Origin of the sequence: Flavobacterium sp., from assembly GCF_044357305.1 — a bacterium.
Taxonomy (GTDB): domain Bacteria; phylum Bacteroidota; class Bacteroidia; order Flavobacteriales; family Flavobacteriaceae; genus Flavobacterium.
Genome location: NZ_JBIKPS010000006.1, coordinates 24,119 through 38,356 on the forward strand (window position 1 = coordinate 24,119; position 14,238 = coordinate 38,356).

Sequence of the window (14,238 nt, forward strand, 5' to 3'; positions counted from 1 at the left end):
AAAAAGTAAAACAGAGTTTTTTTTCAATTAACTATGGTAAACACGAGAAGCAACAATAACACCTTCTTTAATTTCTAATACTTCTGCAACCATCATGGATTCTTCATTGTCAACTAATCGAAGATATTCCATAAAGACACGATCGGAATTAGCGGTTAAAGAGGTTACTTTATATTTTAGGGATGGTAATCGGTTAAAGGATTCGCTCCACCATTCGCGCAAAGCATTTTTGCCAGTTACTAATCCGTTAGTTTCGGGATGTCTTAGTTTTAATTTCGGACTAAAATGTTCGGCTTCTTCATCGTAAAGTGATAATAGTTTTTCTAGATTGTGCGAATTAAATGCTTCAAACCAAGCATGTGCAATGGACAGATTTTTTTGTGTAACCATATTGGATAAAAAACCACGCGGGTGCGTGGTTATATGTTTTTGATATTAATAATTTCTTGCTCAGTTAGTGGCCTCCAATTCCCTCTTGGAAGGTTTTTCTTGGTTAATCCTGCAAAAGAAACGCGATCTACTTTAATAACGGTGTATTTGAAATTTTCAAAAATTGCTCGAACTACTTTTACATTTGGAGTTCTTAATTTAATACCAATTTCATTTTTTGGTTCGTTTTCAATGTAGCTGATATCGTCTACAAATAAACGATGTCCGTCCAAAGTGACACCAGTATTTATTTTTTCTAAATCTTCAAATTTTAGATTTTTATCTAAAGTAACTTGATAAATTTTAGGAGATTTTTGATTTGGCAAACCAAATTTTCTAATAATATCGGTATCATTAGTAAACATCAATAGGCCTGTTGTGTTTTTATCCATTCTTCCCACAGGAAATAAATTAGAAGTGGAAGCCCCTTTTATAAGCTCCAACACATTTCTATGTTCTAATTCTTCTAACGAAGTGGTGAAGTTTTTAGGTTTGTTTAATACAAAATATTCTTTTCTTTCGGGCATTAAGGTAGCGCCATCAAAGTTTACAACATCTCCAGGTTTAATTTTGTAACCCATTTCGGTAACTGGAATGCCATTTACTTTTACATTCCCCGATTGTATATAAATATCGGCATCACGACGCGAACAAGCACCTGAATTTGCAATGTATTTATTCAATCGAATTTCATCCGATTTTATTGGTTTTGGAGTATTTGGCGATTCTTTTTTAACGACAGGCTTTCTGTTTTGAGAACGTTTATCCATAGCTGGTTTAGATGCAGAAGTAGATTTTTTTCTATCTGCAGAAGGTTTGCTTGGTCCCGGTCGTTTTTTATTGGAATTATTCATGCTTTTTAATTTTTGCAAAGATACTCTTTTTGGGCGTAACTATGGTTAATATTATGAAGCACGGGTTTTTAGAAATCTTTGGCAATAATTGGATACTTGTTTTCAAGAATTCCCGATAGTACATCGGAATTTGAGTTGGTATAAAAAAGGCATTTACTCGGATTTGTGTTTTCTTTTAATCCAACGGATTCTTCAAGGATTTTTTTGGTTTGTTTTGCTACTGCTTCACCCGAATCAATAATAGAAATGTTTTCAGGCAGTATTTTTTTTATTTGAGGAATTAAATAGGGGTAATGACTACACCCAAGAACCAGATAATCAATATTGGACTGAATCATTGGCGTAAGATATTTATGCAATAATTGATTCATTTCTATCGAATTAATTTGCCCATTTTCAATCAATTCTACTAAGCCGTAGCCAATTTGTTCTATTATTTGAATGTCTTGATATTGTTCTACATTTTTGTAAAACAATTCACTATTTAGGGTTCCTTTTGTAGCAAGAATTCCTATTTTTTGGGTTTTAGAATGCAATGCAGCAGGTTTTATGGCAGGTTCAATGCCAATAAATGGAATTTTGTATTTAGTTCGCAATTCTTTAATGGCATTGGTTGTTGCCGTATTACAAGCAACTACAATTAGTTTGCAGTTCTGTTCCAATAAAAATTCGGTGTTCTTACAACTAAGATAAATAATCTCCTCTTTTGATTTTTGACCATAAGGAGCATTTTTACTATCTGCTAAATAAATTGTATCTTCATTTGGTAGCAATTGGTGAATTTCTTTCCAAATAGAAGTGCCCCCAATGCCTGAATCAAAAAGCCCGATAGGATTATTGTTTGTCATAAAACAAATGTAAAAAAAAACTGCTCAAATAAATGGAGCAGTTTAAGTTTTTTTGATTTTGAATTAGATTAAAATCCTAAATCTTTTTTAACGTCAGCAGTTAAGTCTGGACCATCAGCAAGCAAAAGGTCAGCAGCATTAATTACATATTGGTATCCTTTAGCTTTACCAACTTTTTGAATAGATGTTTTTACTTTATCTGTAATAGGTTTCATCAAGTCAGACTCTTTCTTTTGTAAATCTTTTTGAGCTGTTTCTTGATAATCGCCTATTCTTTTTTGCATGTCTTGAACTTCTTGTTGACGAGTTTGGTTCACGGCATCAGTTACTGTGCTAGCTTCAGCATCGTATTTTTTTAATTTTCCTTGGTATTCGTCTACCATTGTTTTGTATTCTACAGTATAGGTATCACTTAATTTTTTCAATTGCGCTTGGGCATCTATAACAGCAGGCATTTTCATCATTATTTCATTAACATCTACATGAGCAGTTTTAGCAGGTACCTGAGCGTTAATAGTTTGAAATCCAAGTAAAGCTATAGCAGCTATTAAAAAGGTTTTAATTTGTTTCATCTTCTTAGTTTTAATTTAATTATTGTTTTAATTTATTAGGGTTTATTGTTTTTAGCGTCTTCTTTTGCCTTTTTAGCAGCTTCTCTGTCGGTAATGGTTTTTAATCTTTTTTCTTCTGCTGCTTTTTTCCTATCTTCAATTACTTTTTGTCGTTCCTCTAAAGATATCCTTCTAGCTTCTGCTGCCGCAGCTTTCTTTTCCTCTGCAACAGTATTGGATGTAGTAGTGTTTTCTTTTGGAGTATCAGTACTAGTCTTGTTGGAGTCTGGAGTATTCTTATCAGAAACTTTTCCATTTCTTTTCGCCAAGTTATCTTCTAGTATTTGTTTACGCTTAGCTTCTGCTTCTGCTCTTTTTTCTTCTGCAGCAAGTTTTTTATCTTCCACCATTTTTAGTCGGGCTGCTTTTCTTTCTTCCGCAATTTTCATTTTTTCAGACATTTCTGGATTGTCATCTAACATGTCTTGTTTCTTTTCTCTTTCTTCTTCAAGCTTTTGTTGTTTTTTAGACATTTGCTCTCTTTTTTCAGAACGGGTAAGCACTAGAATAACACGCTCACTTAAATCGTGTTTTTTAGCTGCAAAAAGCATTGTTAAATCAGAAGATTTATCTAAAATAAAATCGTATTTTTTTGCCTCAGCAATATCTTGAACAGCATTAAAAACTTGATCTTGAATAGGTTTTACTAAAACCGCTTTCTGAACAATTAATTCACCATTTGGACCAAACTTTTTCTGTTGGTATTCGGTTAATTCATTTTCCTGAAAACTAATTTCAGATTCTCTTTCTTCAATTAGTTCTTTGGTTAATAATACTTTTTCGGTTTTTAAAGCTTCTTTCAGTTTAGAAATATCACTTTTTTTAACCTCCATTTCTTGTTTCCATTTTTCGGCTTTTTGTTCCAATTGGTTTTTTGCTTCCGCATAGTTTGGAACTTTTTCCAAAATATACTCCATATCAATATACCCAATTTTTATTCCGCGTGCTTGTCCTTTAACATTATTAGTAATTAATAATGTAGACACCAAAACTAATAAAATATATTTTTTCATAATGTAATATTTTATAAATGTTAAGCAAATATACTAAAATTGTTGACCAATAATAAAATGTGTTTGCCATCCACTTTTAACAGTTGATCCTGGAACTGGGTCAAAGCCGTGGGCAAAGTCAATTCCTAATAATCCGAAGGCAGGCATAAATATTCGAATACCAAATCCAGCAGACCTTTGTAATAAGAACGGATTATATTCCTGAAAATTGTTGTAGGCAGCTCCAGCTTCAACAAAAGTTAATCCATATATTGATGCAGCAGCTTTCAAGGTTAGTGGGTATCTTAGTTCTAAAGAGAATTTATTGTAGATAGTTCCTCCTGAAGTAGACGACAAAGATTGGTTAGGATATCCTCTTAATTGAATTACTTCTCTACCATCTAAAGCATAATTAGCTAAGCCATCTCCACCAAGGAAATATCTTTCAAATGGAACAACCCCTCTAGCAGAATTGTAAGCGCCAAGATATCCAAATTCTCCTAAAGTACGCAATACTAGTGCATGTTGATCACTACCAAATAATTTGCTATACCAATCTATTTTAAGTTTAACCTTATAATATTCTAGCCAGTTGAATCTTTTTTGATCCACTTTAGCTATGTTAACATCGGCTTCTGAAGGAATATCTGTTCTAACAATTCCGGTTACAGTTTGTCCTTGAGGGTTCACTACTGTTGCAGTTTTTATATAATCTCCTTCATGTATAAAAACACCATCAGCACCAAAGTTTTGATCGACAATTGAGGAAGATTCATAGGTTTTTTTGTACTCGTCTTGGTATTGTAAATTGCCATAATCTACTTTATTTAAAGAAGAATAAGGAAGTGTAAATTTAGTAGAAATACTAAATTCAGAACCTTTTGTAGGGAATACTGGGTTTATTCCTTTACTATTTCTAGTTAAACCAATGTTGAAAGCAAAGTTTTTAGAAGAACCATTTCCGAAAGTAAATAATCCGGTATTGTAATTGTGAAGATCATAATGTTGAAAACTTAGTGCTGTAGACAAAACAAAATAATCATCTGGCACCGTTAGTCTTTTTGCTATTCCAATAGAAAAGGAAGTAATATTAAAACTTTTGCTTTTGTCAATACTATTATAGGATCCAGAATATAAATATTGCTTACTTTGGGATATAGAAGTTGAGAAACTTACAGGTTTTTTTCCTCCAAACCACGGCTCAGAAAAGGATAAACTATAGGTTCTAAAAAAGGTACTTGCTTGTAATCTTAAAGAAACTTTTTGTCCGTCTCCCATAGGAAGTGGGTGATAAGATTCTTTTTTGAAGATGTTTTTCATCGAGAAATTATTGAAAGACAGACCTAAAGTTCCAATAAAACCACCGCCTCCATAACCTCCTTGAAGTTCTATTTGGCTAGATCCTTTTTCAACCAAATTGTATTCAATATCTACTGTTCCCGCAGTTGGATCCACATTTTTAAATTTCGGATCGATAGCTTCTGGATCAAAAAATCCTAATTGTCCAATTTCACGAATAGTTCTTACTAAATCTTCTTTGCTGTATTTTTCACCTGGTTTGGTTCTTAATTCTCTGTAAATAACTTTATCATTGGTCTTGTCGTTACCGACTACCGTAATTTTGTTAAAGTAAGCTATTGGACCTTCGTTTACACGAATTTCAAAATCAATTGAATCGTTAATAGTTTTAACTTCTACTGCATTGATAGTTGAAAATAAGTATCCATTATTTTGATATAAATTTGTAATGTCTTCACCATCCGGCTTCGATTTGTCAGCAATTCTTTTTTCTAACATAACCCCATTATAAACATCCCCTTTTTTGATACCAAGAATGTTGTTTAATAATTGATCAGAGTAAATTGAATTTCCTAAAAATTTGATATTCCCAAAATAGTATTTATGTCCTTCTTCTACTTTAATAGTAATATCAAGTTTATTTTTTTTGGGGTCTAACCATACGGAATCCGATACTATTCTTGCATCTCTATATCCTTTTTCTTTGTAGGAATCCGCTATTTTTACTAAATCTTCATCGTATTTCTTTTGGATGAATTTGGATGCTTTTAGTATTCGAATAGGGTTGATTTGCTTAGTGTTTTTCATCGCTTTTCGAAGTTTTTTATCTGAAAACTGTTCGTTTCCTTCAAAAGCTATTTGATGTATTTTTATTTTATCTCCCTTGTCAATGTTAACAAGCATATTAACTCCATTGTTAGTAGAATCGGCAATAGTTCTTATATTAACTTTGGTATTGAAATATCCGTCTTTTTTGTATTTATTTTCTAAGTATATTTTGGTAGTGGTAAGTAAATTTTCATTTACAATTTTTCCTTTGGTTAAAGAGTTTTCTTTTATTAATTCTTCAACTTTATTTTTCTTAACACCTGTAAATTTCACCTCTTTTAATTTAGGTAACTCTGTTATTTCTAAGTCTAAATAAATGCTATCTCCTTTAGTTTCATTTACGTAAAAGTCGATATCACTGAAAAGTCCAAGCTTTCCTAATTTTTTTATTGCATTACTAACTTCTTCTCCTGGAACTGTAATGTTTTGTCCTTTTTCTAAACCAGCAAAGGTCACTACAGTTTGTTGATTATAGCTTATTTTTCCAATAACATTAACGTTAGCCAAAATATACTTCTTTCCTTGGTCAAAAGGTACCTTGTCTTGTGCAAAAGAGGAAAAAACAACTCCTAAAAATAAAAGTGTTATAAATGTATTAGTATAATTTTTTAGCACTTTATGTTTGTTTAATTTGTTCACTTGTTTTTCCAAATCTTCGTTCTCTTTTTTGATAGCTAATAATGGCTTCATATAAATGTTCTTCTGTAAAATCAGGCCACAATACATCGGTAAAAAATAATTCTGCATAGGCTATTTGCCAAAGCAAAAAATTACTTATTCGGTGTTCGCCACTTGTTCTAATTAATAAATCTACATCCGGCAGATTGTGTGTGTAAAGATGCTGATTAATAATTGATTCATCAATAGTGTCTATCGAAATTATATTATTTTTAACTTTATCGCTAATGTTTTTAACAACATTTAATAATTCTTCACGAGAACCATAGCTTAAAGCTAATGTTAAGGTCATTCGGGTGTTGTTTTTTGTTTTTTCAATAACATCTTGAAGTTCCTTAAGTATGGCATTTGGTAATTTTGATAGATTTCCAATGGAATTTAATCGGATATTATTTTCTTGAAGTGTTATTAGTTCTTTCTTTAGAGAATTTACCAAAATTTTCATCAGGGTATCTACTTCTAATTTAGGTCTGTTCCAGTTTTCACTAGAAAAAGCATAAAGTGTTAAATTCTCTATTCCAAGTTTAGCACAAGTTTTGACTATTTTATTTACAGTTTTTGTACCTTTATTATGACCTAGTGTTCTTAATAAACCCTGTTTTTTTGCCCATCGACCATTCCCATCCATTATTATTGCTAGATGTTTAGGTAAGTTGTCGGTATTTATTGATTCTAGTAAGCTCATAATTTATTGTGCGCAATAGCAGGGTTTTTGTCCGAATGTATAGGTTAGGGTAAATCCACTAAAAACATACCAATCCTTGCTAGTAATATTCCCAAACTTTAAGGGCTCTAAATTTTTATTTTTTGGTAGACTTCCGTCTAAATTATCCGTCATCGTATATCTACTTCCCACCTCAAACCCTAAAATTAGAGATGGAGTGATGTTCGATTTTACTCCAACTATCATTGGTATTGCAAAGGTACCATGATTTATATCTTTTTTGGTCATTCCATTCAATACATATAATTCATCGTAATTTGTATAACACAATCCTGTAAATAGGTACGGTGTTACTTTTAGTCCGAATTCGTGCAAATTAAAGTCAAAATAATTAAACTCTAATCCTGCGGATATTTCTTTAATATTATTTTCAAAATTATAACCTCTTTTATACCGTCCAGGAACATCCGAATTTAAATCATTTGCTGTGATTTTAGATTGTGTATAGGAAATCCTCCAAGCATGTCTAGGGCTTTTATTCCATTTGTAAAGTATTCCAAAGGCAGCTTCGTTAGGCGCAACATAATTTGTTTTGCCTACATCACCAATATAATTGCTGCCACCAAGAAAAATTCCAACCTCATGAATTTGAGCTGTTAACTTTGATAAACCCAAAATAAAAACAATTAAAAAAAATCTTTTCATCAATCAAAAAAATAGCGTGCAAATATAACAATTATAGCAACTAATATTACATGATATTGGTATTTATAACAAATTAAATTTTACAGGATTAAACTTTTCTATACAATTCATTTATATAGGAATAGTTATTTAACGAAAAATTGAAAGGTGTAGTATAAAAAAGAACTTAATTTCTTTTGTCTTCCCCCCAAAGGAGTTTATTTCGCAATGTTTTCAAGAAAGTTTCCTCTGGAATTTCAACCATATTGATTTGAAACGGCGTTTTGGTAATCGTTAAAACTGAATTATTATCTAAAGTTGCAATTCTAGAATCCAACGATACTAAATATTGGTCTTCTCTCCCAGAAACCTGAAGTGTTATTTTAGTTTCATCCGAAATCACTAAGGGTCTAGCATTTAAATTATGGGGCGCTATTGGCGTAATAACAAGTACTTTTACTTCGGGTGTTAAGACAGGGCCACCACAACTCAAGGAATATCCAGTAGAACCTGTAGGTGTTGAAATAATTAATCCATCTGCCCAATAGGAATTCAAATGTTCGTCGTTTAGCGCTGTATCAATAGTAATCATTGAAGTGGTGTCTTTTCTGCTAACGCTTATTTCGTTCATCGCAAAATTGAGTTCTTCTATTTGTTCGTTTTTAGGGAAACACTCCAAACTTAAAAGTGTTCTTTTAGAAATAGTATATTTTTTTTCTAAAACCAATTGCAAGAAAGGTTCAATGTTTTCCTTTTGTACTTTCGCTAAAAAACCCAATCTCCCAGCATTTATTCCGATAATAGGAACTCCCGAATCTCTAACGTAAGTTGCTGCTCTCAATATAGTTCCGTCTCCCCCAATACTAACCATTATGTCAAAACTACTGTTTATACAATCGTGACTATTGAATGTTTTATACTCTCTTTTTAGAATTTCTTCTTTGTATAAAATATTTAAAAAGTTCTCTTCAATAACCAATTCCACATCATTTGCATTAAAAAAAACAAAGATGTCCCTAATAATAGGTCGGGTGTCGTTTTGATAGTATTGACCAAAGATGGCTATTTTCATTTTCTGAGGTTTTATGCTTCTTAAATATTCAAATATTTTTCTAAATATTCCGATCGTTCTCTTAAGTTGTTGATGTAATTATCTTCGTTGTGTTCTGAGACTATTTCGTAATTGTAGCGTCTAAAGGTTTGAATAATTTCATTCGTAGAACCCATTGCAATTTTAATAGTTACTTCTATTTTTTCTGCGGAAGCATCTGAAATAAATAATCCAAGTAGTTTACCATTATTACTTTCTACAATTTGCGTGATTTGCCCCATTGAATAATCAACGGCATTTTTCTCCACCACAATTACGGCTCCTTGTTCTTTTAAAAATGGCGTTTCATGAAAAAATTTCACGATATCTTCCAATTCATAATAGCCCAAATACGCATTATCCTCCCCTAAAACGGGAACAATATTCGAATGGTTTTTGGCAAAAACTTCTAAAACATCCAGCCAAATCATATTTTTTCTTGCAAAAAAACCTTCTAGAGTGTATTTATAATCGTCTACTTTTTTATCATCATCAAACGTTTCCACATCATCCGAAGCAATGCATCCTATATAAATACCTTCGTTTAAAACTGAAAAATGGGAGAAGGTAACTTCTTCAAAAAAATTCTGAACCTCGGCAATAGTTTCCTGACTATCAATAGCTTTGTAGTCGTTGGTGATATAATCGGAAATTTCAGTCATAACAAATATTCTATATTCGTTGCAAAATAATCAAATTTTTGAACATAAAACCTTATTTTAACTTTGTATTTTTGTAGAAAATTATTAATAGCCACAGATTCACAGATTTTTATAAGTCTTTTAAAATTTCAATCTGTGAATCGGAGGCTAAAAAACAAAAAAATGAGTACTACATTAAGCGTAAATATAAATAAAATAGCCACTTTGCGAAATGCTCGTGGCGGTAATGTTCCCGATTTATTGCAAGTAGCCAAAGACATCCAAAAATTTGGTGCACAAGGAATTACCATCCATCCGCGTCCTGATGAACGACATGTGCGTTACCAAGATGCTAGAGATTTAAAGTCTATTGTGTACACCGAATTTAATATTGAAGGAAATCCACAGCATAATTTCATCGATTTGGTTTTAGAATGTAAGCCAACGCAAGTGACATTAGTTCCTGATGCAATTGGTGCAATTACCTCTTCTGCAGGTTGGGATACCATTAAACATCAATCTTATTTAACCGAAGTTATTCAAGAATTTCAAAGAAACGGTATCCGAACTTCCATATTTGTGGATCCAATTTTAGAAATGATTGAAGGTGCAAAAGCCACCGGAGCCGATAGAATTGAATTGTATACTGAAGAATTTGCACACCAATACGGATTAGGAAATCTTAAAGGAATTGAACCTTACACCAAAGCGGCCATTTTAGCAAATGATTTGAATTTAGGAATCAACGCTGGGCACGATTTGAGTTTGGATAATATTAAATTTTTCAAAGAAAACATCCCAAGTTTATTAGAAGTTTCTATTGGACACGCATTAATTTCCGAGGCATTGTATCTTGGTTTAGATAATGTGGTGAATATGTATTTGCAAAAACTCAAATAAAAATAGACACGAATTTCACGAATTTGCACATATTCTAAGAAAAGGATATTTTCACAAATTAGTGAAATTTACCCACCAATTAGATTAGTGAAAATCAGTGAAATTCGTGTAAAAAAATTAATTATAATGTTACACTCCAGAATAGAAGGCCAAGGCAAACCTCTTTTAATACTTCACGGATTTTTAGGAATGTCCGACAACTGGAAAACTTTCGGAGCCCTTTATGCTGCAGAGGGTTTCCAAGTGCATATGCTCGATTTAAGAAACCACGGAAAAAGTTTCCATTCGGAGGATTTTTCCTATGACATCATGGCGCAAGATATTTTAGACTATTGTCAAGCAAATAACTTAGAAAAAGTTTCTATTATTGGACATTCCATGGGAGGGAAGATAGCCATGGTATTTGCAACCAACCATCCCGAAATGGTAGATAAATTAATTGTTGCCGATATTGGTCCTAAATATTATGCGCCGCACCACCAAGATATTTTGGCTGGATTGAATGCGGTAGATTTCTCTGCAAAACCAGATCGAACTTCTGTAGAAGAAACCTTATATCCTTATATTCCAGATTTTGGCACCCGCCAATTTTTAATGAAAAGTTTGTTTTGGAAAGAGCCTGGGCAACTCGCATTCCGATTTAATTTACCCGTTTTTAATGCTAAAATCGAAATTATCGGAATCGCTTTGCCCGAAGGAGCCGTGTTTGAAAAACCAACCTTATTCCTTCGGGGAGGAAATTCCAATTATATTTTAGACAGTGATGTGTCAGAAATTAAAAAACATTTTCCTAACTTTGAATTAGCAACAATTCCAAATGTAGGACATTGGCTACATGCCGAAAACCCAAAATTATTTTTTGAGGAAACGGCACGTTTTTTGAAATAAACATTCCATTTTTAATCTCAATTCATTATGAATTTACTTTTTAGAATACTAGTTACCTCAATATTGGTAATGGTGATTTCCTATTTTTTTCCGAGCATAGCGCATGTTGACGGCTTAAATTCAGCTATTATTGTTGCAATCGTTTTAGGATTATTAAATGTTTTTGTAAAACCCATATTTGTCTTATTTACCTTTCCTTTAACCGTTTTTACTTTAGGATTATTTCTTTTAGTAATCAATGCTGCAATTATAGCTTTATGCGCAAAACTTGTAGATGGGTTTAAAGTAGATGGTTTTTTCGGTGCGCTGTTCTTCAGTATTATCCTATCCTTATCCCAATCATTGGTATATAAACTTTCGGGCGAAAGCAAATAAAAATCAGCACAATAAAAACTTGGTTGGGTTGCAAAAATGTTATAATTTTGCAACCCAATTTTATTATGTAAATTATTACCAAGATGGATATTAAAAGAGTTGCATTAAATGCAGTAAATGAAGTAATTGTACTTACCGTTCCACACATGGATTACAAAGGGCAAGTAGCAAAAAGAATCAACGAAAAAATGCCATTGGCAACCGTAAAAGGATTCCGTAAAGGAGCAGTGCCTAAAGCATTAGTAGAAAAACAATACGGAGCAGCTATAAAAGTAGAAGAAGTAAATAAAGTAGTTACTTTAGCTTTGGAACGTTACTTACAATCTGAAAGATTGAACCTTCTTGGAACGCCACTTCCTAAAGAAAACGAAAACTTTTCTTGGGCAGACGAAGACTTAGTTTTCGAATACGAAATTGGTCTTGCTCCCGAATTTGAAATCGATTTAGATGCTAAAAGCAATGTAGTAAAATACCAAATTGTTGCTGATGACGCTATGTTAGACGCACAAATTGCAAGAATCCAAAAACAATACGGAAAAATCATTTCGCAACTAGAAGTAGCGAAAGGGAATGACGTTTCTGGAACTTTTGTAAACGAAGAAGCAGGAATTAACAACAGAACTACAATAGAACTAGAAGAATTGGCCGATCCTAAATTGGCTAAATCCTTCATCGGTAAAAAAGTTGGGGATATAGTGACTATGAATACCAAAGGTTTGTTTCACGACACTCATAAATTAATGGATTATTTAAACGTTTCTCATGACGATGTACATGATTTAGACGTTGAAGTAACATTCACTATTGACGAAGTTGTGGCTCATGAATTAGCAGAATTGAACCAAGAATTATTTGACAAACTTTTTGGAGCCGGAGTAGTAACTTCTGTGGAAGACCTTAAAGCAAAAATCAAAGAAGACGCTGAAAAACATTTTGGTACACAATCCGAGCAAAAATTAATGGCAGACGTTCAAGATTTCTTAATTGAAACCCATAAATTTGATTTGCCAAAAGAATTTCTTGTTAAATGGTTACAAACTGTTGGTGAGAAAAAACTTACTCCAGAAGAAGCCGAAGTTGAATACAATCGTTCTGAAAAAGGATTGCGTTTTCAATTAATCGAAGGAAAAGCATTGGCTCAAAGCAACATCCAAATCAATTTCGAAGATTTGAAACAATTTACATCTGCAACTATTCGTCAGCAAATGGCGCAATACGGTCAAGCTAACCCAACCGATGCCGAAGTAGAAAGCATCGTTGCTCGTGTACTTTCCAATCAAGACGAGGTTAAAAAACTTTCGGAGCAAGTTGTGGCTGAAAAAATGCTACAATTATTCAAAGAAAAAGCCAACCCAACGACTAAAGAGGTTACTTATGAGCAATTTGTTGCAGCAATGTACAACGAATAAATAGTATTTTCAAAATATAAATTTGCCCAAAAAACCAAAACTGTTTTTTGGGCTTTTTTTTTGGCACTTTTAAATTATAATTAATACCAAAAGTAATTATAAAATAATCCAATCTTTCTCCCTCTCCTTTGGAGAGGGTTGGGGTGAGGATAAAACAACTAAACTATTTTATAATTTGATTTGGTATAAAAAAACAATTATCTTTGGTTTTTTGCAAGTTTGCAAAGTGTTTTCAATCACAGAAATTTTATCAATGAAAGATTTATTATTATTTTTAAAGGATGAAAAGAGCACCAAGCGAAAGGGAGGTTTATATCATAAAACGCAAATTAATCTAGCATACAATTCCAACAGAATAGAAGGAAGCCGACTTACCGAAGAACAGACCCGATATATTTTTGAAACTCGAACTATTGGATTTAAAGAAGAAGAAGCGATATCAGTTGATGATATTATAGAAACATCCAATCACTTTATAGCATTTGATTATATTATAGATGTCGTTGAAGAACAATTATCGAATACCATAATAAAAAAAATCCATCAAATTCTTAAAACAGGCACGTCTGATGCTACTAAAGAATGGTTTCATGTTGGTGACTGGAAGAAACTACCTAATGAAGTTGGCGGAACCAGTACAACGCTTCCGCAAAATGTTGAATTGGAAATGAATAAACTCAACCAATGGTACAATGCAATTCCTCAAATACAATTTGAAAATATTGTAGAATACCATTATCGTTTTGAAAAAATCCATCCTTTTCAAGACGGAAATGGTAGAGTAGGAAGATTACTACTATTTCGAGAATGTTTAAGAAATAATTGTATTCCTTTTATTATCGATAACGAGCATAAACAATTTTATTATCGTGGATTACAAGAATTTGAAAAAACAAAAGAATATTTGATAGATACTTGTCTGTCGGCACAAGATACCTACCAAATTTGGGTAGATTACTTTTATGGAACTATATAGTTAGAAATTCAGTATCTTTATAAGCCAATCCAGCTATCCGTTACAAGTTTTTTTGTTTCAAACCATTTTTGT

General features: G+C 32.4%; 15 protein-coding genes. 5 read left to right on the forward strand and 10 right to left on the reverse strand.

The window, feature by feature from the left end; translation table 11 throughout:
* Nucleotides 1-27: 27 nt before the first annotated feature.
* From ACIQ2J_RS05920 to ACIQ2J_RS05965, 10 genes are all read right to left on the reverse strand, one after another.
* Nucleotides 28-390 carry a nuclear transport factor 2 family protein gene (locus ACIQ2J_RS05920; RefSeq protein ID WP_396167485.1) on the reverse strand — a complete coding sequence of 121 codons (363 nt, stop codon included), beginning with the start codon at nt 388-390 and terminating at the stop codon, nt 28-30.
* A gap of 29 nt (nt 391-419) precedes the next feature.
* Entirely contained in the window at nt 420-1,283 is an 864-nt protein-coding gene (locus tag ACIQ2J_RS05925) for a pseudouridine synthase (protein ID WP_396167486.1), read from the reverse strand.
* A gap of 68 nt (nt 1,284-1,351) precedes the next feature.
* Entirely contained in the window at nt 1,352-2,131 is a 780-nt protein-coding gene (gene murI / locus ACIQ2J_RS05930) for a glutamate racemase (RefSeq protein WP_396167487.1), read from the reverse strand.
* 68 nt (nt 2,132-2,199) lie between these two features.
* The gene (locus ACIQ2J_RS05935) at nt 2,200-2,703 is read right to left on the reverse strand and encodes an OmpH family outer membrane protein (protein WP_396167488.1); all 504 of its coding nucleotides are present in this window, start codon (nt 2,701-2,703) and stop codon (nt 2,200-2,202) included.
* A gap of 35 nt (nt 2,704-2,738) precedes the next feature.
* Nucleotides 2,739-3,755 (reverse strand): OmpH family outer membrane protein, encoded by a 1,017-nt coding sequence (locus ACIQ2J_RS05940; protein WP_396167489.1) that lies wholly within the window; start codon nt 3,753-3,755, stop codon nt 2,739-2,741.
* A gap of 33 nt (nt 3,756-3,788) precedes the next feature.
* The gene (gene bamA, locus ACIQ2J_RS05945) at nt 3,789-6,551 is read right to left on the reverse strand and encodes an outer membrane protein assembly factor BamA (RefSeq protein ID WP_396167490.1); all 2,763 of its coding nucleotides are present in this window, start codon (nt 6,549-6,551) and stop codon (nt 3,789-3,791) included.
* Entirely contained in the window at nt 6,478-7,224 is a 747-nt protein-coding gene (locus tag ACIQ2J_RS05950; protein WP_396167491.1) for an isoprenyl transferase, read from the reverse strand. The genes bamA and ACIQ2J_RS05950 overlap by 74 nt, the downstream gene beginning before the upstream one ends.
* 3 nt (nt 7,225-7,227) lie before the next feature.
* Nucleotides 7,228-7,908: a DUF6089 family protein gene (locus ACIQ2J_RS05955; RefSeq protein ID WP_396167492.1), complete on the reverse strand. Its 681-nt coding sequence runs from the start codon at nt 7,906-7,908 to the stop codon at nt 7,228-7,230.
* A 166-nt stretch (nt 7,909-8,074) separates the two neighbouring features.
* Nucleotides 8,075-8,959 (reverse strand): NAD kinase, encoded by an 885-nt coding sequence (locus tag ACIQ2J_RS05960; protein ID WP_396167493.1) that lies wholly within the window; start codon nt 8,957-8,959, stop codon nt 8,075-8,077.
* 20 nt (nt 8,960-8,979) lie between these two features.
* Nucleotides 8,980-9,639, reverse strand: coding sequence for an acetoin utilization protein acuB (locus ACIQ2J_RS05965; RefSeq protein WP_396167495.1), 660 nt, complete (start codon nt 9,637-9,639; stop codon nt 8,980-8,982).
* 162 nt (nt 9,640-9,801) lie between these two features.
* Between ACIQ2J_RS05965 and ACIQ2J_RS05970 the strand changes: the two genes are divergently transcribed.
* The 5 genes from ACIQ2J_RS05970 to ACIQ2J_RS05990 all read left to right on the forward strand — a co-directional run bounded on the left by ACIQ2J_RS05970 (nt 9,802) and on the right by ACIQ2J_RS05990 (nt 14,166).
* A complete protein-coding gene (locus tag ACIQ2J_RS05970) occupies nt 9,802-10,518 on the forward strand; it encodes a pyridoxine 5'-phosphate synthase (protein WP_396167496.1) in 717 nt (238 codons plus the stop codon).
* Nucleotides 10,519-10,644: 126 nt separating this feature from the next.
* A complete protein-coding gene (locus ACIQ2J_RS05975; RefSeq protein ID WP_396167497.1) occupies nt 10,645-11,406 on the forward strand; it encodes an alpha/beta fold hydrolase in 762 nt (253 codons plus the stop codon).
* Nucleotides 11,407-11,433: 27 nt separating this feature from the next.
* Nucleotides 11,434-11,781: a phage holin family protein gene (locus ACIQ2J_RS05980; RefSeq protein WP_396167498.1), complete on the forward strand. Its 348-nt coding sequence runs from the start codon at nt 11,434-11,436 to the stop codon at nt 11,779-11,781.
* Nucleotides 11,782-11,864: 83 nt separating this feature from the next.
* The gene (locus tag ACIQ2J_RS05985) at nt 11,865-13,190 is read left to right on the forward strand and encodes a trigger factor (protein WP_396167500.1); all 1,326 of its coding nucleotides are present in this window, start codon (nt 11,865-11,867) and stop codon (nt 13,188-13,190) included.
* 253 nt (nt 13,191-13,443) lie between these two features.
* Nucleotides 13,444-14,166 carry a Fic family protein gene (locus ACIQ2J_RS05990; RefSeq protein ID WP_396167501.1) on the forward strand — a complete coding sequence of 241 codons (723 nt, stop codon included), beginning with the start codon at nt 13,444-13,446 and terminating at the stop codon, nt 14,164-14,166.
* Nucleotides 14,167-14,238: the final 72 nt, after the last annotated feature.